Origin of the sequence: Arthrobacter sp. UYCo732 (assembly GCF_040547265.1) — a bacterium.
Lineage (GTDB): Bacteria > Actinomycetota > Actinomycetes > Actinomycetales > Micrococcaceae > Arthrobacter.
In genome coordinates this window covers 1-19,112 of sequence record NZ_JBEPPJ010000031.1, presented here as the reverse complement: position 1 = coordinate 19,112, position 19,112 = coordinate 1, and the positions used below count along the sequence as shown (strand labels likewise).

Sequence of the window (19,112 nt, the reverse complement as noted above, 5' to 3'; positions counted from 1 at the left end):
GGAGACAGACATTGGTGATGATCCTGATTCTCGCCCTACGAATTAGACGAAGTTGCTATGAGGTACTGGCCTCACCCAACCCTGACACGTAGGGGGTGGGACACGACCATGCTCTTGCCTCACCAAATGGAGCTCTCCATCGTCGTCAATACGTCAGTACTCCTAACACTTGTTTTCGTCGTGACCGCGTTCTATGGAGTGCTGGCCTCACGCCGCCGGTGAAAACGGCTCGCTTGGGGCACTAGCGATCTGCCTCCCTGAACGGTCGGCCTTGGCGATCGTCTTGCTGACCCAACCAGATCAACAGGCCTCATAATGTCCCGCTGAGGGATCGACTTACGGGCGCCTGTGATCGAGCATGAAAGACTCACCTTCGTGAACACCCCTCCCAAGGGGACCCTGCACCATGTCGAGCTATGGGTCCCTGACATCGACCGCGCCAAGCATGAGTGGGGTTGGATTCTGCCCCGCTTGGGATACTCCACTTACCAAAGCTGGGACTCAGGAACCAGTTGGCGACTTGGCCCGACCTACATCGTGGTCGAACAGTCACCAGCCTTGAGCGGCCGTGACCATGAGCGCACGGCACCGGGCCTTGACCACTTGGCGTTCCACGCGGGAAGTCAGAAAGACGTGGATGCGCTTGTCGTGGAAGGCGTTCGTTACGGATGGAGGCAGCTGTTCCAGGACAAGTACCCGCACGCTGGCGGCCCTGATCACTACGCCGCTTACCTCTTCAACTCAGACGGCTTCGAGATCGAGCTCGTAGCCGCCGGTTAAGCAGAATGTGGCGAGCGTCCGGTGAAGGATCGGCTTACGGGCACCGGGGGTGTCATTTAGCGCCGTGAAAAGGCCGCCATATATCGCCGCGATTCACACGGCTGGCCGAAGGCATGTTTGGCTGAGCGCTGGACGACCGGCTAACGGGCGCCGGGGCCGGGTAGTAGGTGTTGCTAATCGCGAATCAGCCCGACGACGGGGTTAGGGCTGCCGAGCTTCACCTCTGTCACTTGGAGGTTGCCGCGAGAAGGTCCAGGACAAAACGGGCCATGTCGAGTCTGCCCGCCATTAGGGACCGAAGTTCACCCGTGTCCCCTTCAGCGAGTCGGTCGCTCATACAGCTGTGAGGCCGGAAAAAACAGCGATTGAAATAGCCAAAACCCGACGGACCTGATTCCGACTCACAGTAGAACCGGCTGCCTTCAGGCCGGCGCAGTAGGCGTCCATGCAGATCGGCTCCAAGCGATGCAGCGCCGTCCCTGGCATGGTTCCCTCGTTGACCCGCCCGGCGAGTAACTGCGCCAGATCATATCCGGCACAGACCTGCCCGAACATCCCCCAATCCACCACCGCGAAATTCGTGCGTCCGGTGACGGGGTCTTCCCCTTCTGTCAAAAGATTTTGCGGACACGCATCACCGTGGGCCGGAAGCGCCGGCAAGGTCATCATCTCGTCCACAAGCAGGTGGGATTGATCTGCAAAGGAGCGCAGCCCGGACACAAGGGCAGGGTCCGAATTTGCCGCTACAGCAGGGTGAGACCATATCTCATGACCTTTAATGGCCGGTATCAGCACGGACTTTCCCACTCCCGCCAAGAAATACTTCAGCCGGTTCGGCCGCCTCGTGTCCCGAATCCCCTCACTGCATCGTTCAACTGCCGTACTTCCGGCGAGAAAACCCAGCACCCCGGCTGCATCCCTGAATTGTTCATCTGACCATTCAGCATGATCGTCCTGGACAACATCCTCCATCCAAATAACCGCCCGGTCCTCCCCTACCTCGACGACGCCGAACGGCTTCGGCAAACGACTGTTCAGCGGCATGGCGTCCGACAACCCCGAGGCGTAGACCTCAGCCTCCGTCCGCCACGGATAGTTGGCTACCAAGCCAGGTCGGAACTCCTGTGGTATCCGCTCAATGCCACCCCACAGCAGCGGCGATTGAATAAGCTTCACCACAACACTGAATGCCAGAGTCCGTAACGAAGAATCCGCTGGGCGGGCCGAACCATAAACTCTCCACAACCCCCCGGTGGTCATGTTCAGGACAGACGATCCAATGCCGTATGCACCAACCGTATGAACCTCTACCTCGGGTTCCCCCAGCGCAAAGCCAACAACGTTGTTCAACAGCGCGGCGTCCGGTATGGCTGGCCCCAAGATTCCTAGCTTCCGCCACTGCTTGGATTCCATGCAAGCTCCTTAGAGCCGAGACGAAGACTTCGCCGGTGTCTACACATTAGATAACAGACTGTCTCGACGGACAATGAGCCGAAACGCACCTCCTTGCCGCAGATCCCCCGCCTACCGAACATTCGGCCACCGAAAGAGTACTTGAAGGGTGTTGCGGCGTAGGACCAGCTTGCGGGCGGCAGATTCAGCTGGAGGAAGGCTGGTCAGGGCGAGCCAAGTCGGCCTGGATCGCGCGGATGATCGAGGCGAGGATTCCGGACGCAAGAAGTCCTGGCCCCAGCGGACCGGCGGAATTCCCACCCAGCGGGGGCAAGCGCCGAAGCGCGGAACGGGCTTCGGCACTCATGTGCTCGAGTTGCCAGTGGATCTCGTCGTCGACCGTCTGGGGCCGACCGGGCGTCGCCAGTCCGGCCGCTTTCACGGCATACGCGGCTGCCCCAAGGCGTGCGCGCCCATGTGAGCGACGGCTGCGGCTTGTGTGGCAGAGCGGGCGGCAGCCACCGCAGCAGGGCTATTCACCTCGCTTGCGGCACGGCCAGCAACAAACCGCCGGCGGATCTCTTCGGCGGCACTGTGCTCACCGCGAGCGAAGGCTCGGGCTCGGGCGATGGCGTCGCGGGGGCGACCATCTGCCGGAGCCTGTGCCTCAAATAAGGCCAGGACTCGCTCAGCGCAGTCTGCGGCCCAAGTCGCGACGACGCGGCGCTCGGCCTCGCTTAGCGTCTGCGGAGAAGCCATATCAGTACCGTACACACGACTCGCAGACCGATCCCCGTTTACTCGACGACCAGTGCGCCTCGCCACTGGAGCTGATCGCTCCGCCTTGGTAGCTTTCAACGCATGGCCATCAAACTTGAGAATGTGGGTATCGCTGTTCGCGACATCGAAGCAGCAATCGCCTTTTTCACCGATCTCGGTCTTACGGTCATCGGCCGTGACACGGTCAGCGGCGAGTGGACCGATACTGCCGTTGGACTGGATGGAAACCACGCCAACATCGCGATGCTCCAGACCCCAGACGGTCATGGTCGACTTGAGCTCTTCGAATACATCCATCCCGAGGCGATCGAGTCGAACCCGACGCGTCCCAACGACATTGGCATGCACCGCGTGGCCTTCTCTGTAGACAACATCGATAAGGCCCTTGAGGTAGCTGCGAAGCACGGATGCTATCCGCTACGCGGCGTGGCGACCTACGCCGACCTCTACAAACTCACGTACCTCCGCGGTCCCAGCGGGATCCTCGTGATGCTCGCCGAGGAACTGAAGAAAGACTGACGCCCGAATCGGCCCGTATTGTTAGGCAACAAGGGTCGAGAGACCGTCCGGTAAAGGATCCTTCAATGTGCAGCAGAGTGCCCGCTAAGCGACCCGCCGTCTCGGCCAGGAAAACCGGTCCCAATGCTTGACAAAAATATAGGGTCACCCCCCGTAAACCCAGCCACACGGCGCAACCAGGACAGTGGAACCAATGAGCAGCAAGGCTCAGCACCCCACGATGCCCTCAGCCCGCAAACCCGCCGAAACCGGCTACAGATCATCCGCCCAGGCCTATCGGTGGGTCAAGGCTAAGGCCGGCTGCCGCCGTCGAGTTTGCGCTCAAGCGCCGCGCGCTCGGCTGCGTTCCCGCACAGCTTAATGGCCTGCAGGAGTGCGGACCGTGCCTCGTCGCGACGGCCGAGCCGAGTGAGCATCTCGCCGCGGACCGCGGGGAGCAGGTGCGAGCCGGCCAATTCGCCCCGTGATGCGATCGCGTCGACCAGCGCGAGGCCGCCCGCCGGACCGGAGGCCATCGCGACCGCGACCGCACGATTGAGTTCGATGATAGGCGAGGGTGTCAGCCGTCCGAGGGCTTCGTAGAGAATGATGATCCGCTGCCAGTCGGTCTCGGCCACCGAGTGCGCCACCGCGTGACACTCAGCAATGGACGCCTGAAGACCGTATGCGCCCAGTCCATGTCCGGCCCCCACGGCCCGTGCGAGTGCCGCACGTCCGCGCCGGATCGCCGACTGGTCCCACAGCTGTCGGTCCTGGTCCTCAAGAAGCACCGGGCGTTCGGACATGTCGAGTCGTGCTGGAAATCGGGCGGCGGTGAGTTCCAACAGTGCGAGCAGCCCGAACACCTCGGGCTCGGGCGCGAGCCGCACCAGCACGCGAGCCAGCCGGCGCGCCTCGCTGGCCAGATCCGTGCGGATCCACTCCTCGCCACCCGATGCGGAAGAACCCTCCGTGAAGATCAAATAGACAACCTGAAGCACCGAGCCAAGCCTCTCCGCCAACTCGTGCGCTTCCGGCACGGCGAACGGCACGCGGGCGGCGGCCAGCGTCTTCTTGGCCCGTGTGATGCGCGCCTGAATGGTCGGCACCGGCACAAGAAACGCCTTTGCTATCTCATCGCTGCCCATGCCGCCGACCACCCGCAGCGTCAACGCGATCCGCGCCTGCCTCGACAAGACCGGATGGCATGAGACGAACATCAAAGCCAGCACGTCGTCGTCGATCGCACCGGGGCTGAACAGCGCGTCCGCTCCCGGTATCTCCGCCGCGAGGTCGCGGGCAAGCAGGGCATACTTTTCCTCGCGCGCCGCCAGCCTTCTGAAAGTGTCGATCGCACGACGCCTTCCGGTAGTCAGCAGCCACCCGACAGGCTCTGCTGGCACCCCGTTGACGGACCAGGAGACGAGTGCCTCGGCGAGGGCTTCCTGTGCGAGATCCTCAGCCAGCGGAAAGTCTCCGGTGTAGCGGGCGAGGGCGCCGACGAGGCGGGCGGATTCCATCCGCCACACCGCTTCGACGGCGCCCCTCGCCTCGTGCGCTGTCACTGCCGGGTCAGAGCTGTCCGGTCTTCTCGCGCCACGCGAGTTCCTTCTGGATCCATTCGTTGTCCTGAGGAAACTCATCGATGGTGGTGACGCGGCGGATCTCGGTCTTGCTGCCCGCCGTCAGGGGCGCCCGCTTGGCCCACTCGATGGCTTCCTGCTTGGACGCGACGTCGAGGATGTAGTAGCCAGCGAACAGTTCCTTCGTCTCCCCGTAAGGACCGTCTGTAACCACCGGAGTTTCGCCGGTAAAGTCGACGACGACGCCCTCGTTCGGATCGGCCAGGCCCTCGGCCGCCAGCAGGACCCCGGAACGGACCAGCTCGTCGTTGAACTTGCCCATGCTCTCCATGATTTCCGCGAAGTCGATGTTCGCGAAGTTCGCGTACGACTCGTCGGTTGCCCGGATGATCAACATGTACTTGGCCATTTCATACTCCTTTGTTATGGAAGGTCGCCCTTCGACCTTCTCACCCACAGGTCGAACGGCGCGAGGCCAGATCGACACTAGGCGAAGAATATTTTCTTGCTTTCCGGGCGGGACGGCCCGCCAACCCACGATCAACGCTCACCGAAACACCCCGCCATCTCGAAAGATGACTTTGGCCGGGACTTCACTGATCCCCGTTGACCGGTTGTGGCTGGCAGGGCAGGCTGTCCATGACAGGGGGATCATGATCAAGTACCTACGCACCTCGGCTGCCGTCGCGGCGCTGCTTGGGTTCGCCCTTGCCGGGTGCCAGCCGGCAGCCGGTCCGCTGACGGTGGGACCGTCCGCGACGCCGCCAATCCCTTCGTCGTCCGAGCTCGCGGCCATCGTCCGGGCTGCCGTCGAAGATCGCAACGGCACAGTTCTTGACGCTCCCACCGCCCCGCGCCTCGCCAACGGGCAGACGACAGCGGCCTACCGGGCCAAGCGCGAGCGGGACCTCCCCGTGGTGGCACGGTCGAAAGTCGGATTCAAATCGACCGGTTACTGGTATACGTCCTTTTCGACGACGGTGACGGTGGAGTCGATCGACGTGACCGGTTCGGAGATTAGCGTCCATTTCAAGGAATTGACCGAGGAATACCTCAGCTCGAAGACGAATGGGCCGAGCAGCGTCCCGACGGGCTACTCGTTGCCGCAGACCGCGACGTTCCGGGCATCCGCGGACGGCTGGAAGCTAGACAGCATCGCGCCTTCCGTGCACGGGGGCGGCTTGCCGATGTCCGTCGTCGAGGGCTGAGAACTGCCCGTTAGAGCATCGGCTTGCGGACACTTATGCGCCATATAGCGATCACAGAACGCCGCCTCATAGCGATCAAATCCACAACTCCGGCACTCCCGTGATCACCGGGCACGTTACCCTCGAGAATGAGTGCCTCACGGACGGCCACGCGGCCCTGATCCTCGCGGGCGTGCAAAATGCGTGGCGGAACACTTCGATGTTTCCGTCGAACACTCCACCTTCCCGCTCGAACCGGCCCCGCACCGCGACCAGGAACACATCCCCCACTGACGAAACGGATACACGCCATGACCAGCGCCGACCCCACGGCCACCATCACGAGCACGGGTGTGCTGCAGCGCCGCGGGCTGCGCCTTGAATACGCGACCCTCGGCTGGAACGTTATCGGCCTGGCGGTCCTGGCCGCCGCGGCGGTCCAGGCCGGCTCCCCAGCCCTGGCTGGCTTCGGCCTGGACTCACTGATCGAGATCTTCGCCTCCCTTGTAGTGGTGTGGCAGCTCAAGGGGGTCCACGCGGACCGGGAGGCCCGGGCGATGCGGCTGATCGGGGCCGGCTTCGCAATCCTCGTCGTGTACCTGATCATCCAGCTCATCGTGGTCTTTGCCACCGGCGGCCGGCCGGGCGTATCACTGCCGGGGATCATCTGGACCGCACTGACGTTCCTGGTCATGCTGGCCCTGGCCTGGGGCAAGATCCGCACCGGATAGGGAAGTGCTCACCTAATTAGACAGATGCGGAAATTCCCGCTTGATGATGGCCAGTACCTTGCCCTCCACCTCGCGGATGCTCCTGAAGGGAACATGGACGATGCCGGGATCGAAAGGGTTAGTTACGTAGCCAGCTGTCGGGATTTTTTGGCGCCTGGCCTCTCCCTCAGGGAGTGGTCAACAAAATGGCGGACGCAATGCCGATCAGACAGACGTGGCAAACCAGTTCGACCTTGGAGCTGAAGACACGAGCGACGGTAACGTCCTACGGGAGTGGCCGTTTCGGATTTGGAAATAGCCCGCTCGTCGGTCTGGTGAGGTGCTCAGTATCCGGCGACAGCGTGGGGGACGTAGGAACTTTCCAGTTCGGCCTTTTCCTCGGGGGTGAGCGTCAGTTCCAGGGAGGCGAGGGCGTCCTGGAGGTGGGCCGGCTTGCTCGCGCCGACAATCGGTGCACTGACGACGCTGTTGGAGCGGACCCAGGCCAGGGCGACCTGGGCGCGGGGCACTCCGCGGCGTTCGGCGATGACGCGCACGGCTTCGGCGACCGCCCTGTCGCTTTCCTCGGTGGTGTAGAGCGTCTTGCCGAACTCGTCCTTCTCCGAGCGGTTGGTTTTCTCGTCCCAGTCCCGTGTGAGCTTCCGCGAGCCAGGGGACTCCAGGGCAGTACCCCTATCTTCTGGTCCGCGCAGAGGGGGAACATTTCGCGTTCCTCCTCCCGGTAGACCAAGTTGTAATGGTCCTGCATGGTGACGAAGCGGGTCCAGCCGTTCAATTGCTGCAGGTACAGCGCTTTGCTGAACTGCCAGGCGGCCATCGAGGATGCGCCGATATAGCGGACCTTGCCGGCTTTGACGACGTCGTGAAGGGCTTCCAGGGTCTCCTCGACCGGCGTGGCGGGATCCCACCGGTGGATCTGGTACAGATCCACGTAGTCGGTTGCCAGTCGGGTCAGGCTGGCATCAAGTTCCGCGAAGATGGCCTTGCGTGACAGGCCCCGCCCGTTCGGGCCTGGCCGCATTACCCCGTGCACTTTCGTGGCGATGACAGTTTCCTCCCGATGGGTAAAATCGGCGAGGGCCCGGCCCATGATTTCCTCGCTCGAGCCATGGGAGTACACGTTGGCGGTGTCAAAGAAATTGATGCCCGCTTCCACGGCCTGGCGGATCAGCGGCCGGCTTTGGTCCTCCGGCAGCGTCCAGGGATGCGGACCCCGGTCCGGGTCCCCGAACGTCATGCATCCCAGGGCCAGCGGCGAGATGTCCATGCCGGTATTTCCGAGCTTGATGTATTCCACGTTCGTCCTCCGTCAAATAGACATAGTCATAGTCCCGGAGCTTGGCACGGCCCTTGCCCTCCACGCTATGTGAAAAACGGCCCACTGTGGGCGCACGCAAGGTGTCACGGCGATCCCACCGTCACAGCGTCGCCGGCAGAGGCAGACGCCGTCGGGTTTTAGGGAACCAGCGACTACTTCGGGGCGAGGCTCTGATTGTTGGCGCCGTGCTGTGGCGGGGGCTGGTGCCGCCGCAATGGCTCCCCTGTTTTCGTGCGTCTGCCGTATCCGCGGACGGGTCTGAGGGGCGCCGCCGTTCGTGCAGCTGTCCGCCGCTCGAATCATGAATTATTTTAAGGGGTGGAATCATTATTCGGAGACCAGAGACTCAGTGCGCCGTGCGGGCTTGCCCGGGAGCCTGCAATGAGCGCGGGCAGGATCCGGTGCCAGTCGAGGCTCATATCTTCCAGCAGGATCAAGCCTTTCTGGGCAAAGAAGCGCCGCACCTGTCAACGCGAGGTGCGGCTGTTTGGAGGAGGCCTAGGTGGGGATAATTGGGGTGTTGACAGTGTCCACACTTTGGGTCTCTGAGTGGGCCGTACCGGTGCCGCACTGGGCCGGACTACACCGCCGGGCTGACCTCGATCCGCTGGTGGCCCTACTTCCTGGGGACCGCCATCGGTATCCTCCCGGGGACGGTGAGTTATGTGACCTTGGGCGCGTTCGGCGGCCAGCCGGGGTGGCAGCTCGGCCTCTCTCTCGGGGCCCTCGGTGTGCTTACCGTGGCCGGGCTGGTGTTCGTCGTCCGGCGGCGCCGGAAGGACAAGGCCTCCGATGTTTGATGCCCGGTTGCGGCTTGGCATGGCGCCGGCCCTGGGTCGGGTCGCTGGATGGCTGGACCGGCCATGGATCACCCCTGACCGGCTGACGGGCTTGAACCTGGTGCTTGGCCTAACCAGTGCCGCTCTGGCGGTGCAGTGGTGGCTGCCGGCCCTGGCCGCGTGGCTGCTGTGCCGGGTCGCCGACGGCCTCGACGGCCCGCTGGCCCGGCGCCGGAACGCCCGCGCGGGGATTGAAGACACCGGGCGGGGCGGATTCTGGGACATCTGCGCCGATTTCATCGTCTACGGCGCCACGGTCCTCGGCGTCGGGATCGGCGCGGCAGCGGGCTTCGGTGCCCCGTGGCTGCCGTTCCTGCTGGTCCTTTTCGCCTACTACATCAACGGCACGGCCTTCCTGGCGTTCTCCTCCATCGCCGAAAAAACCGGCCGCCAGCTCAGGGACGGCCGGTCCTTGTCCTTCCTGGCCGGCCTGACCGAAGGCGCCGAGACCGTGGCCGTGCACAGCCTCTGGCTGATCTTCCCGGGCGCCGCCTGGGAAATCGCGTCCGTCTGGGCGCTGATGGTCACCGCCAGCGGCGTCCAGCGGATCATCGCCGGTTACCGGTCCCTGCGGTGAGGCACGGGCCGGTCCAGCCATCGGCGCCGGAACCAGATCAGCGCCGCCATGGCCCGGCGTGTACCCGGAGAGGCCAGGCGTTCCCGGACATCGGCGACGGCGGCGTTCCACACACCGTCCGAATAGGTGGGGTAGGGGTGCGTCGTTCCGGCGATGTCAGAGGTGGTCATTCCTTTCTGGACTGCCAGGGTCAGTTCAGCCAGGGATTCCCCGGCCCGCGGACCGACGATCGTGCCGCCCAGGATTTTTCCCCGCCGGTCCACGATCAGGCGGGTGAACCCGTCCGTGGTGTCCTCCGTGACGGCCCGGTCGACATGGTGATGCCGGACAGTCCGGGCACGATGCTGCAGGCGGGCCTCGGCGGTGGTGAGCCCGACGGCGGCCACTTCCGGTGCGGTGAACGTCACCCGAGGCACCGTGCCGCTGATTGTGCGGTTGAGTCCGAGGACCGCGTTCGAGGCGGCCACGGAGGCGTGGACGCCGGCCAGGTGGGTGAACCGGGGGTTGGCGGTCACATCCCCCGCTGCCCAGATGAGCGGGTTGGACGTCATCATCCTGGCATCGGTGATCACCTGGCCGTCCTTGTCCAGGCTGACCCCGATCCGGTCCAGGCCCAGACCCGCGGTCCGGGGAGTGCGGCCGGTGGCCAGCAGAACGACGTCGGCGTCCACATTAGCGCCGTGCGCAAGCCGGAGCCGGGACCCGGCGTCCGTGGTGACCGCGTTCTCGACGGTCGTGTTCTCCAGGACGCGGACACCGTCGGTTGCCAGGGCATCCCGGACGAGGTCGGCTGCGTCGGGGTCTTCCTTGGGGAGGATCCGGGAGCGGACGATCATGGTGACCTCGGATCCGAGGCGGGCGAAGGCTTGTCCAAGTTCGCACGCGATCGGGCCGCCGCCGACAATCGCCAGCCGCCCCGGCAAGGTCTCCAGTTCCCAGATCGTGTCTGAGGTCACGATGGCGCCCGGGTCCAGGCCCCGGATGCCGGTGCTGACCGGTGCGCCGCCGGTGGCGATCAGTGCCTGCCGGAAACGGATCGTCCTGCCATCAACCTCGGCCACCCCGGGGGAGCGGAACGTCAGGGTGCCCTTGATGACCTCCGCCCCGGCGGCTTCGAGTGCCGCCGGGGAGTCGACGGGTTCGATGGTGTTGATCGCGGCGAAGATGCGTTTCCGCACGTCAGCGAATGCCGGTGCCTGCCCGGTCAGGGCGCGGGCTGTTGCGGCGTGTTCGGCTGCCGACAGGAGGGTCTTGGACGGCACACATCCTGTCCACAGACAGTCACCGCCGGTGCGGGCCTGTTCGACCAGGACGGTCCGCGCTCCGAAACCGGCCGCCGTTTTCGCGCCCACGATCCCGGCGGTCCCCCCGCCGACCACCAAAAGATCAATGATCCGGTCCCAGACTGCCATGATGGACTCCTTGTGAGTGATGTTGCATGCCGGACATTTGCGCCCGACGGTCCGGTTTTGCGCGACCGTGCCGCTGCGGCGGAACGAAACCTGAAGGAGCCCGCCATCCGCGATAAGTACACACTGTTTGCCCCGTATTACGACCAGTTCTCATGCGAATACCCTGTCTATCATGCCGGACGGGTGCTCGGCATTGACGCCCTCGCCCCCACGGAGGGCCAGCAGGTGCTGGACATCGGCTGCGGAACCGGGCTGAATTTTCCCCTGCTGCAGGAGCGCATTGGTGCCTCCGGGACCATCGTCGGCATCGACCGCAGCGCCGACATGCTGCGCCAGGCGCGGCGACGCGCCCAGGCCCGCGGCTGGGAGAACGTGATCCTACTCCAGGCGGACATGGTGCTGCTGGATCCAGGGTCGATCGCTGCCCGCATCGAAGAGAGCGGGGGATCTGCGGGTTCGGATGCTGCCCTGGCCACCTACTCGCTGTCCCTGATGGGGGACTGGCAGCAGGCCTGGACGAACATGACCGGGCTGCTGGCCAGAGACGCGCGGGTCGGGGTCGTGGACCTGCAGGACCCGGTGGGATGGGCGCGGTGGCTCACTCCGCTGGCACGACTGGCCTGCGCGGCCGGAGGATCCGATATCACCGCCGCCCCCTGGCGGGCCGTGGAGGAACGCTGCGTCGATGTCGTCTCCGCCTCCGCCCGGGGCGGACACCTGCAGATCCGGGCCGGGAAGACGGCGAACGACCGATAACCGGGGCCCGGCTTTACTGGAGTGTGCACCATTGCCGATATTTGTTTTTGCTGTGTAGTGCAGATTACTGAACGGTGCTCCGGACCGGCCTTACCTTGAAGACGTCAGCAAAACCCTGTTCATGGAAGGTCGCCGTCATGGCTTCTGCATCAGCTCTTTCCCGTCCCGCGTCCGGCACCGGCGTGGGGCGGCGCGTTCTGGCCGGGGCCGCCGGGGGCATTGCCGGCGGTATCGTGTTTGGAATTCTCATGGCCATGATGGGCATGCTGCCCGTCATCGCGTCCATGGTCGGCTCCAACTCGGCCGTGGTCGGGCTCAGTGTTCACCTGATGATTTCGGTGGCTATCGGGCTCGGCCTGACGGTACTGTTCGGCAACCGGTTCCCGACCGGGTATGGCCGCGGTGCCCTTGTCGGACTCGGCTACGCGGCCATCTGGTGGGTCCTTGGCCCGCTGATGATCATGCCGGTCATGATGGGCATGCCCCTGTTCGCCATTAACCTCACCGCGCTGATGAGCCTCATGGGGCACCTGATCTATGGCGTTATTCTGGGACTGGTGGCGGTCCGTGTCCTGAGGAGCCGGGCATGACCGATTCCTGCCGGGTCGATGTGGGGGCCACCGTCTCCGGAGACCTGCGACCGTGGGCCCCGCAGCAACGAGAGGCCGACCCGCTGATGGCAGAACCCGCAGACCCGTTCAGTTGTTTGAATGAAGTTGATCTGTTCGCTGATCTGAGCGCGCAGGAGATCGGGGCGATGGACCTCATGGCCCCGGCCCGGCTGTTCCGCCGCGGGGAATTGCTCTTCAGCCAAAGCCAGCCCGTCAAGGCGCTGTTCATCCTCAAATCCGGCCGGGTGCGGATCTTCCGGGTCGCTGAGGACGGCAAGGCCCTGACGATGGCCATCCTGGAACCGGGCGCCGTGTTCGGGGAGATGATGCTCGTGGGCCAGCGGATGTATGACAACTATGCCGACGCCATCGAAGACTCCGCGATCTGCCAGCTCAGCGTGGACGAGGTCGAACGGTTCCTGCTCTCGGATCCGCGCATCGCCATCCGCATCTCCCGGCTCCTGGGCGAACAGGTAGCCCGCCTCGAAGAACGCCTGACCGACCTGGCGCTGCGGCCGCTATCGGCCCAGGTGGCGTCCACCCTGCTCAAACTCGGTGACGCCGGAGGGCCGCCACGCTTCGGGCAGGCCCGGACCATCCACCTGACCCACGAACAACTCGCCGGTCTCCTCGGCGCCTCCCGGGAAGCCACCAGCAAGATCATGGGCGAGTTCACGGCCAAAAAAGCCATCCGGCAGGGCCGCGGGCGCATCACCATCCAGGACCGCGACGTCCTGCGCAAACTGGCCCGGAGCTCCTCATGATCACGGCCACGTTTCACGGCCAGGTGATCGCCCGCACCGAGCAGACCGTCTATCTGGAAGGCAACCACTACTTCCCACCGGAGTCCCTGGTTCCGGACACATTGGAAAACAGCTGGGTCCGGACCCTGTGCTTCTGGAAAGGCATCGCCCGCTACCACCACGTCCACGCGGGAGGCCACCAGGCACCGAACGCCGCCTGGTCCTACCCGCGGCCGACACCCCTGGCCCGGATAATCAAAGGCCACGTCGCCTTCGCCCCCGGCAGTGGCGTCACCGTCAGCGGCGACCGCCCCTGAGCGTTCCCGGTTTCGCCACTGCCGTCTTGCCCACAGTTTTGTCCTTTGTGAATCGAAAAGATAAGAGAGTACCCGCATGCCGCGCATTCCCGCCCACACCGTTGCCACAGCACCCGAAGCATCCCAGGGGATCGCCCGGAAACTGGAGCAGAAAATGGGCAAACTGCTCAACATCCACGCCGGGATGGCCCACTCACCGGCTGTGATCGCCTCCTACGAGGGGATGTCGGCCGCCATCGCAGCCCACGGCAGCTTTGACGCCCGCACACGGGAAGCGATCGCCCTGGCCGTTGGAAACCAGAACGGCTGCGACTACTGCCAGGCCGCCCACACCCTCTCGGCACGCCGGGCCGGGCTGACAGATGAGCAGATCATCGCGATCCGCGCCGGTGAAGTGGACTTCGACGACAAAATCGAAACCATCTCCTCCGTGGCCCGCGAAGCCGCGGCCAGGACGGGGAACGTCTCCGACGCGACCTGGCAGGCGGCCCTGGACGCCGGCTGGAGCGCCGAGGAACTCTCCGAAGCGTTCGCCCACATCGCGGCAAACCTGTTCACCAACTACTTCAACCACTACGCCGGAACCGAACTGGACCTGCCCGCCGTCCCGGAACTGAGCGCCTGAGACGCCGGGGAAGGTGGAAGGGAGGGCGCTCCCTTCCACCTTGCCCACGCTCACGCTCACGGCACCCTGCCGCCCGGTCCGCCGCTTAGCCTCCACACCAGCAGGAGAACCATGAAGATCCCAGCCCTCCTCCGGAGCGTCGAGCTCCTGACACGTCCGGTCCACCCGGAGAGCAGGGCCGCGATGGATCAGCGCTGGGCCGGGCTCCCCGGGCACGTGAAGACCCCGGCGCAGCTGCTGGGACGAAGCGCCGTCGGCTGCGAAGGCACCCACGGCGTTTTTCCCAAATGCAATCTGACCTGCTCGCCGTGCTACCACTCCGCGGACGCGAACAAGGTCCGGATCGACGGCGGACACACCGTCGCCGCCGTCAGGAAGCAGATGGAGTTCCTGCGCCGGGTCCGGGGCCCCCGCGCCCACGCCCAGCTGATCGGCGGGGAAGTCAGCCTGCTCCCGGCCAGGGACCACGCGGCAGCCCTGGAAGCCATGCACGCCAACGGCCGCGAACCGATGTCCATGACCCAGGGCGATTTCGACTACGACTACCTCCTGGACGTCGTCCTGGACCATGACGGCAGCCCCCGGTTCCGCAAAGTGTCCTTTGCCGCGCACTTCGATTCCCTGATGCGGGGCCGCCGCGGCGCCGTGCGCCCCCGGAATGAAGCCGAACTGAACCCGTTCCGCGCCCGGTTTGCCGAAATGTTCGTCGCCCTCAAACACGACCACGGAATCAGTTCCTACCTTGCCCACAACATGACCGTCACCCCGGGCAACGTCGGCCAGGTCGCCGAGGTCACCACGGCGGTCCTGAACATGCCATACGACATGCTCTCCTTCCAGCCGGCCGCCTACATCGGGGATGACCGGAGATGGTCCGAGGACTTCGAGGAGATCACCATCGCCCCCTGGTCCCGCATCGAAGCCGGCGCCGGCCACAGGATTCCCTGGCAGGGAACCCAGTTCGGGGACACCCGCTGCAACCGGACCGCCGTCGCCCTCAGCACCGGGACCGGACTCACCGCGCTGCTGGACCCGGAGGACCCGCGGGACCTCGCCGCGCGCGACCGGCTCCTGAAGCACCACGGAGGAATGTATTTCGGCGGCACCCCGGCCTGGATCGTGGGCGCCAGAATCCTCCGGGCACTCCTGGCCCACCCCGCAGACCTTCCCGTCATCGCCGCTTTTGCCCGCCGCCTCGTGCACCGCGCCGGCGGCCTGCGTGCGGTGGCATCCGCGGCCTGGCGCCGCCGGCTGTCGTTCAAAACGTTCGTGGTTCACAACTTCATGGACGCCGCCGACGTCACACCCGCGTGGGCCCTGATGGAGCAGGGCGTGGTCAGTGATGACCCCAAAATCCGGGAAACCCAGGAACGCCTCGGCGCTTGCATGTACGCGATGAGCCACCCCGAAACCGGGAAGCTCATCCCGGCCTGCGTCCAGCACTCGACCCGGGACGCTGCAGAAAACGCCGGACTACGGAAAATGCTGCCGCTCCGTCCGGTCACAACGTCGGCCGGGAAACCGTAGCCGTGACGCAGCGAAGACGCCCAACCAAGACGATGATCACCCTGACAGGACCGGAACACCGCCCATGATTTTTACCCTCCGCGCCAGAAACCTCCTCCCCGGTATCGCGGCGGCCGCGCTGGCACTGGCCGGCTGCGCCGCCCCTCCGGCCGCCCAGCCCGGGTTCACCGGCTGGGACCAGGTCACCGCCGCCGCCCAGGGCCAGACCGTGCGCCTGTGGATGTATGGCGGCGACGAGCAAGGAAACTCCTACGTCGACAACACGCTCAAACCCGCGGCGGCGAAAGAAGGAGTCACGCTCAAACGCGTCCCGGTCGCCGACACGAAAGACGCGATGAACCTTTTCCTGACCGAAGTGCAGGCCGGAACCCGCAACGGTGCCGTCGACCTGGTCTGGGTCAACGGGGACAACTTCGGCATCGGCAAACAGGCCGGGGCCTGGTCCTGCGGCTGGACATCGATGCTGCCCAACATGACACTCACCGCGGCGTCCGACCCGCTGCTGGCCAACGATTTCGGGACACCGGTCGAGGGTTGCGAAGCGCCGTGGAGCAAGGCCCAGTTCACCTTCGCGTACAACTCCGCCACCGTCACCGACCCCCCTAAGACCCTGGCAGGGCTGCTGGACTGGTCCCGGACCCATCCAGGCCGCTTCACGTACCCGGCGCCGCCGGACTTCACCGGCTCCGTCTTCACCAGGCAGGTGCTCTACAGCGTCTCCGGCGGATACGCTAAGGTGCCGCTCGGCTTCGACCGGAAAGCATTCGACACGCTCACCCCGGCCCTGTCCGACACGCTCACCGGCCTTGCCCCGTCGCTATGGCGCGAAGGGAAGACCTACCCGAAGACATCCGCGGAACTAAACGCCCTGTACGCCGGCGGCCAGGTCGATTTCACCATGACCTACGGCCCGGGCGTGCTGGTCATCCGGCAGGAAAGCATCAGCATCCAGGACAATACCCGGAGCTCTGCCGAGCACGGCGTGCCCGGCATCGTGACGGACATCCCGGTGCTGGGGCCCCGCCGGCTGGTCACCGTTGACGCATCCGGCATCACACTTCAGGCCGAGGCGCCCTGGGGCCGGCCGCTGGGTGCCGGCGATGCCGTCCGGCTCACAATCCCGCTCTCCGCGCGGGCCCTCGTCCCGGGCCAGCCGGACCCCCGCGGGCCCACCACGGGGGACACCGCCACCGCAGTCATGACTACCGGAAGAACCTGACAATCTGGCCCCTGTGGTCGATGCCCCCCATCATTTACCCCGGGAACTGCCCGGGCTAAGAAAAGGAAAACGATCATGAGACATGCCCTGACACGGAGTGCTGCCCTGGCAGCAGGAACCCTGCTCACGCTCGGACTGGCCGCCTGCGGCGCCGGCGCGGACCCGCTGAACAACGCCCGGCCCACGGACCAGGCCAGCTCTGGAGGCGCCCTGGTCATCGGCTCGGCCAACTTCCCCGAGAGTCAGACGCTTGCGGAGATCTACGCAGGTGCGCTGAACGCAGCCGGCATCCCGGCGTCGACCAAGCCCGGGATCGGATCCCGCGAAGTGTATGTCAGGGCGTTGCAGGACAGGTCCATCGACCTTGTTCCGGACTACAGCGGCAATCTGTTGCGGTACGTGGACAAGACGGCCACCGCTGTCAGCGCCGAGGACGTCATGAACGAACTCCCCGGGAAATTGCCCGGGTCGACACTTTGCGAAGATACGTCGAGGCACTCGGCGGGCGAGCGGATCCAGATCGCCTGACGAGCCGCCTCGGAACCGTCCGTGCTGCGGCCGTCGTCCTGTCCGCGCGAGCGGTTTCAGACGAGGCCAAATGGGGTGTGCTTAACGTGCACACCTGGTCTTCGGACTGATTCGTATATCGGGCGGACTGGGCCGGTCTGGGGAGCTCTTCGGGGGTATGGACAATGTCCCCACTTCGCGCTCCGGACTCACACCCCTGTGGCACAAATCTTTCGTTGTGGCGGGCTGGAAGTTCGAAACGCCTCACCTCAGGGTATTTGGTACTGGATTGGTACCATTGAGTATGGCTATGAATCTGCGAGTTCCGGAAGACCTCGACCGCCGTCTCGATGAGCTTGCCGCCGAGGAACACACCTCCAAGTCGGCGCTTCTTCTCCAAGGGGCTGAGCTGATCCTCCAGCGCCACGGTCGCCGTCGCGAGATCAGTGAGGGTCTGGATTTCGTAATGAGCCACGATGCGGTGCTGCTCAAACGCCTTGAGGATGCATGAGTTTTTACCTCGAGATTGAGGACGCGCTGCAGGTGATCGACCGGTACGGGTTCCACATCCGTGACATCGGGTTGCTCGCCTCCGCCTTGGCGCGCCCCGCAACGACGGTCATGGGCGCGGAAGCCTATCCTCAGCTGGCCGTAAAGGCGGCGGCACTCCTCGAGTCCGTGGCCAGGTTTCATCCGCTCATCGACGGCAACAAGCGGACTGCCTGGACGCTTATGGTCCTGCTGCTCTGGATCAACGGCTACCGGCATGACTTCAGCACCAACGAGGGCTTCGATCTGGTTGTGGGGGTGGCTGCCGGAGTCGTGGACTTGCAGGGCAGCGCCGACTTGATCGAGAAACACCTGATTCGGCGGTAGGTCCTGTGGGAGGGGTTCCCGGTTGATTCGAGGAACCGTTTGACGTGCGGTTGGTGGGGAGCCTGCAGGGCCAGATTCGGAGTGTGGACAATGTCCACACTTTTTGGCTTCGGACTGGGCCGTACATTGGCCGCACTGGGCCGGATTCCGCATGTTTCCGGGACTTCTCAGTGTTTACAAGGCCTGGAGTCCGGTTCGAGTCCCACCTCGGGCACAGTGGTTCCGCAGGTCAGCAGGGTTTCAGGATCTTGGGTGTGCACAAAAACTCGTTTTCTGTGCACACGAAGCCTAGAATTTTGGGTATGGCCAGCGTCTGGGAACGGAAAAAATCGGACGGATCCACGTCCTACACGGTCCGCTGGCGGAACCCCAGACGCGAAAGCAAGAGGGGATTACCCTAGCGACGTCGGCGGAGGCCCAAACACTCAAGCGCCTCCTTGATGCCAACAACCAATCCTTTGAGATTGCCCAGCATGCGATGGTCGCGAACCAGACTAAAGCCCCCACCGTCTCGGCCGTGATCCAAGAGCATATCGACCTTCTGGTCCGGCCTTCAGTTGGCACAGTGCACACATATCAGACCATGCTGAAGCTGCACCTCGCCGACATCATCGGGCACATACCCGTGGACAAGCTTAACTGCCGGCACCTGACGTACTGGATCAAGGCCATGCAGACCAAAGGCCGGTCCGCTAAGACCATCAAGAACAACCATGGCCTCATTTTTTTCGGCGATGGAGAAAATGAGGTGACCTTCCTGCGGTCTGTGCAGGGGTGGTCTCCGGCGGGGTGGTGGCGCTGAAGCGGGTGGTGTGGGTTTGTGGGTCAGGCTGC

The 19,112-nt window shown here is 64.6% G+C and carries 22 protein-coding genes and 1 pseudogene; 17 read left to right on the top strand and 6 right to left on the bottom strand.

The window, feature by feature from the left end:
• Nucleotides 1-375: 375 nt before the first annotated feature.
• Nucleotides 376-780: a VOC family protein gene (locus ABIB45_RS21880; protein ID WP_354217944.1), complete on the top strand. Its 405-nt coding sequence runs from the start codon at nucleotides 376-378 to the stop codon at nucleotides 778-780.
• Nucleotides 781-1,113: 333 nt separating this feature from the next.
• Here ABIB45_RS21880 and ABIB45_RS21875 read toward each other — a convergent pair whose 3' ends face one another.
• Both ABIB45_RS21875 and ABIB45_RS21870 read right to left on the bottom strand, forming a co-directional pair.
• Complete coding sequence (locus tag ABIB45_RS21875) at nucleotides 1,114-2,193, bottom strand: aminoglycoside phosphotransferase family protein (RefSeq protein ID WP_354217943.1); 1,080 nt, start codon at nucleotides 2,191-2,193, stop codon at nucleotides 1,114-1,116.
• 417 nt (nucleotides 2,194-2,610) lie between these two features.
• Complete coding sequence (locus tag ABIB45_RS21870; RefSeq protein ID WP_354217942.1) at nucleotides 2,611-2,931, bottom strand: putative immunity protein; 321 nt, start codon at nucleotides 2,929-2,931, stop codon at nucleotides 2,611-2,613.
• A 102-nt stretch (nucleotides 2,932-3,033) separates the two neighbouring features.
• Between ABIB45_RS21870 and ABIB45_RS21865 the strand changes: the two genes are divergently transcribed.
• Nucleotides 3,034-3,471 carry a VOC family protein gene (locus tag ABIB45_RS21865; protein WP_354217941.1) on the top strand — a complete coding sequence of 146 codons (438 nt, stop codon included), beginning with the start codon at nucleotides 3,034-3,036 and terminating at the stop codon, nucleotides 3,469-3,471.
• A 290-nt stretch (nucleotides 3,472-3,761) separates the two neighbouring features.
• On the opposite strand, the gene ABIB45_RS21860 is transcribed toward ABIB45_RS21865, so the two are convergent.
• Both ABIB45_RS21860 and ABIB45_RS21855 read right to left on the bottom strand, forming a co-directional pair.
• Nucleotides 3,762-4,970, bottom strand: a complete 1,209-nt coding sequence (locus tag ABIB45_RS21860; protein ID WP_354217940.1) for an RNA polymerase sigma factor — start codon at nucleotides 4,968-4,970, stop codon at nucleotides 3,762-3,764.
• A gap of 52 nt (nucleotides 4,971-5,022) precedes the next feature.
• The gene (locus tag ABIB45_RS21855) at nucleotides 5,023-5,442 is read right to left on the bottom strand and encodes a YciI family protein (RefSeq protein ID WP_354217939.1); all 420 of its coding nucleotides are present in this window, start codon (nucleotides 5,440-5,442) and stop codon (nucleotides 5,023-5,025) included.
• Nucleotides 5,443-5,614: 172 nt separating this feature from the next.
• On the opposite strand from ABIB45_RS21855, the gene ABIB45_RS21850 reads away from it, so the two are divergent.
• Both ABIB45_RS21850 and ABIB45_RS21840 read left to right on the top strand, forming a co-directional pair.
• Complete coding sequence (locus ABIB45_RS21850) at nucleotides 5,615-6,241, top strand: hypothetical protein (RefSeq protein ID WP_354217938.1); 627 nt, start codon at nucleotides 5,615-5,617, stop codon at nucleotides 6,239-6,241.
• 290 nt (nucleotides 6,242-6,531) lie between these two features.
• On the top strand, nucleotides 6,532-6,951 hold the full coding sequence (locus ABIB45_RS21840) for a hypothetical protein (RefSeq protein ID WP_354217937.1): 420 nt from the start codon (nucleotides 6,532-6,534) through the stop codon (nucleotides 6,949-6,951).
• A gap of 323 nt (nucleotides 6,952-7,274) precedes the next feature.
• Here ABIB45_RS21840 and ABIB45_RS21835 read toward each other — a convergent pair.
• Nucleotides 7,275-8,188 (bottom strand): annotated as a pseudogene (locus ABIB45_RS21835) (aldo/keto reductase).
• Between the two features lie 746 nt (nucleotides 8,189-8,934).
• Between ABIB45_RS21835 and ABIB45_RS21830 the strand changes: the two are divergent.
• Both ABIB45_RS21830 and ABIB45_RS21825 read left to right on the top strand, forming a co-directional pair.
• A complete protein-coding gene (locus tag ABIB45_RS21830) occupies nucleotides 8,935-9,069 on the top strand; it encodes an LPXTG cell wall anchor domain-containing protein (RefSeq protein ID WP_354217936.1) in 135 nt (44 codons plus the stop codon).
• Nucleotides 9,062-9,685 (top strand): CDP-alcohol phosphatidyltransferase family protein, encoded by a 624-nt coding sequence (locus ABIB45_RS21825; RefSeq protein WP_354217935.1) that lies wholly within the window; start codon nucleotides 9,062-9,064, stop codon nucleotides 9,683-9,685. Before ABIB45_RS21830 ends, ABIB45_RS21825 begins: the two co-directional genes overlap by 8 nt.
• Here ABIB45_RS21825 and ABIB45_RS21820 read toward each other — a convergent pair.
• Nucleotides 9,667-11,097, bottom strand: a complete 1,431-nt coding sequence (locus ABIB45_RS21820) for a dihydrolipoyl dehydrogenase family protein (protein WP_354217934.1) — start codon at nucleotides 11,095-11,097, stop codon at nucleotides 9,667-9,669. The two genes, ABIB45_RS21825 and ABIB45_RS21820, sit on opposite strands and share 19 nt — an antisense overlap.
• Nucleotides 11,098-11,109: 12 nt before the next feature.
• Between ABIB45_RS21820 and ABIB45_RS21815 the strand changes: the two genes are divergently transcribed.
• From ABIB45_RS21815 to ABIB45_RS21765, 11 genes are all read left to right on the top strand, one after another.
• The gene (locus ABIB45_RS21815) at nucleotides 11,110-11,853 is read left to right on the top strand and encodes a class I SAM-dependent methyltransferase (protein WP_354217933.1); all 744 of its coding nucleotides are present in this window, start codon (nucleotides 11,110-11,112) and stop codon (nucleotides 11,851-11,853) included.
• Between the two features lie 137 nt (nucleotides 11,854-11,990).
• Nucleotides 11,991-12,443: a hypothetical protein gene (locus ABIB45_RS21810; protein ID WP_354217932.1), complete on the top strand. Its 453-nt coding sequence runs from the start codon at nucleotides 11,991-11,993 to the stop codon at nucleotides 12,441-12,443.
• On the top strand, nucleotides 12,440-13,228 hold the full coding sequence (locus ABIB45_RS21805; protein WP_354217931.1) for a Crp/Fnr family transcriptional regulator: 789 nt from the start codon (nucleotides 12,440-12,442) through the stop codon (nucleotides 13,226-13,228). The genes ABIB45_RS21810 and ABIB45_RS21805 overlap by 4 nt, the downstream gene beginning before the upstream one ends.
• Nucleotides 13,225-13,524 carry a DUF427 domain-containing protein gene (locus tag ABIB45_RS21800; protein WP_354217930.1) on the top strand — a complete coding sequence of 100 codons (300 nt, stop codon included), beginning with the start codon at nucleotides 13,225-13,227 and terminating at the stop codon, nucleotides 13,522-13,524. Before ABIB45_RS21805 ends, ABIB45_RS21800 begins: the two co-directional genes overlap by 4 nt.
• 76 nt (nucleotides 13,525-13,600) lie before the next feature.
• Nucleotides 13,601-14,149: a carboxymuconolactone decarboxylase family protein gene (locus tag ABIB45_RS21795; protein WP_354217929.1), complete on the top strand. Its 549-nt coding sequence runs from the start codon at nucleotides 13,601-13,603 to the stop codon at nucleotides 14,147-14,149.
• Nucleotides 14,150-14,260: 111 nt separating this feature from the next.
• Nucleotides 14,261-15,676, top strand: a complete 1,416-nt coding sequence (locus ABIB45_RS21790; protein WP_354217928.1) for a hypothetical protein — start codon at nucleotides 14,261-14,263, stop codon at nucleotides 15,674-15,676.
• Between the two features lie 64 nt (nucleotides 15,677-15,740).
• Nucleotides 15,741-16,895: an ABC transporter substrate-binding protein gene (locus ABIB45_RS21785; RefSeq protein WP_354217927.1), complete on the top strand. Its 1,155-nt coding sequence runs from the start codon at nucleotides 15,741-15,743 to the stop codon at nucleotides 16,893-16,895.
• A gap of 75 nt (nucleotides 16,896-16,970) precedes the next feature.
• Nucleotides 16,971-17,423 (top strand): glycine betaine ABC transporter substrate-binding protein, encoded by a 453-nt coding sequence (locus ABIB45_RS21780; protein ID WP_502909274.1) that lies wholly within the window; start codon nucleotides 16,971-16,973, stop codon nucleotides 17,421-17,423.
• A gap of 289 nt (nucleotides 17,424-17,712) precedes the next feature.
• On the top strand, nucleotides 17,713-17,913 hold the full coding sequence (locus ABIB45_RS21775) for a ribbon-helix-helix protein, CopG family (RefSeq protein WP_354217926.1): 201 nt from the start codon (nucleotides 17,713-17,715) through the stop codon (nucleotides 17,911-17,913).
• Nucleotides 17,910-18,278, top strand: a complete 369-nt coding sequence (locus ABIB45_RS21770; RefSeq protein WP_354217925.1) for a type II toxin-antitoxin system death-on-curing family toxin — start codon at nucleotides 17,910-17,912, stop codon at nucleotides 18,276-18,278. The genes ABIB45_RS21775 and ABIB45_RS21770 overlap by 4 nt, the downstream gene beginning before the upstream one ends.
• Nucleotides 18,279-18,756: 478 nt before the next feature.
• Nucleotides 18,757-19,080, top strand: coding sequence for a hypothetical protein (locus tag ABIB45_RS21765; protein WP_354217924.1), 324 nt, complete (start codon nucleotides 18,757-18,759; stop codon nucleotides 19,078-19,080).
• Nucleotides 19,081-19,112 lie beyond the last annotated feature (32 nt).

Coding starts and splice junctions, on each gene's coding strand:
- ABIB45_RS21875 (WP_354217943.1), bottom strand. CDS start 2,193: ATGGAATCCAAGCAGTGGCGGAAGCTAGGAATCTTGGGGCCAGCCATA.
- ABIB45_RS21870 (WP_354217942.1), bottom strand. CDS start 2,931: ATGGCTTCTCCGCAGACGCTAAGCGAGGCCGAGCGCCGCGTCGTCGCG.
- ABIB45_RS21865 (WP_354217941.1), top strand. CDS start 3,034: ATGGCCATCAAACTTGAGAATGTGGGTATCGCTGTTCGCGACATCGAA.
- ABIB45_RS21860 (WP_354217940.1), bottom strand. CDS start 4,970: ATGGAATCCGCCCGCCTCGTCGGCGCCCTCGCCCGCTACACCGGAGAC.
- ABIB45_RS21855 (WP_354217939.1), bottom strand. CDS start 5,442: ATGGCCAAGTACATGTTGATCATCCGGGCAACCGACGAGTCGTACGCG.
- ABIB45_RS21840 (WP_354217937.1), top strand. CDS start 6,532: ATGACCAGCGCCGACCCCACGGCCACCATCACGAGCACGGGTGTGCTG.
- ABIB45_RS21825 (WP_354217935.1), top strand. CDS start 9,062: ATGTTTGATGCCCGGTTGCGGCTTGGCATGGCGCCGGCCCTGGGTCGG.
- ABIB45_RS21820 (WP_354217934.1), bottom strand. CDS start 11,097: ATGGCAGTCTGGGACCGGATCATTGATCTTTTGGTGGTCGGCGGGGGG.
- ABIB45_RS21810 (WP_354217932.1), top strand. CDS start 11,991: ATGGCTTCTGCATCAGCTCTTTCCCGTCCCGCGTCCGGCACCGGCGTG.
- ABIB45_RS21805 (WP_354217931.1), top strand. CDS start 12,440: ATGACCGATTCCTGCCGGGTCGATGTGGGGGCCACCGTCTCCGGAGAC.
- ABIB45_RS21800 (WP_354217930.1), top strand. CDS start 13,225: ATGATCACGGCCACGTTTCACGGCCAGGTGATCGCCCGCACCGAGCAG.
- ABIB45_RS21795 (WP_354217929.1), top strand. CDS start 13,601: ATGCCGCGCATTCCCGCCCACACCGTTGCCACAGCACCCGAAGCATCC.
- ABIB45_RS21790 (WP_354217928.1), top strand. CDS start 14,261: ATGAAGATCCCAGCCCTCCTCCGGAGCGTCGAGCTCCTGACACGTCCG.
- ABIB45_RS21785 (WP_354217927.1), top strand. CDS start 15,741: ATGATTTTTACCCTCCGCGCCAGAAACCTCCTCCCCGGTATCGCGGCG.
- ABIB45_RS21780 (WP_502909274.1), top strand. CDS start 16,971: ATGAGACATGCCCTGACACGGAGTGCTGCCCTGGCAGCAGGAACCCTG.
- ABIB45_RS21775 (WP_354217926.1), top strand. CDS start 17,713: ATGAATCTGCGAGTTCCGGAAGACCTCGACCGCCGTCTCGATGAGCTT.
- ABIB45_RS21770 (WP_354217925.1), top strand. CDS start 17,910: ATGAGTTTTTACCTCGAGATTGAGGACGCGCTGCAGGTGATCGACCGG.
- ABIB45_RS21765 (WP_354217924.1), top strand. CDS start 18,757: ATGGTCGCGAACCAGACTAAAGCCCCCACCGTCTCGGCCGTGATCCAA.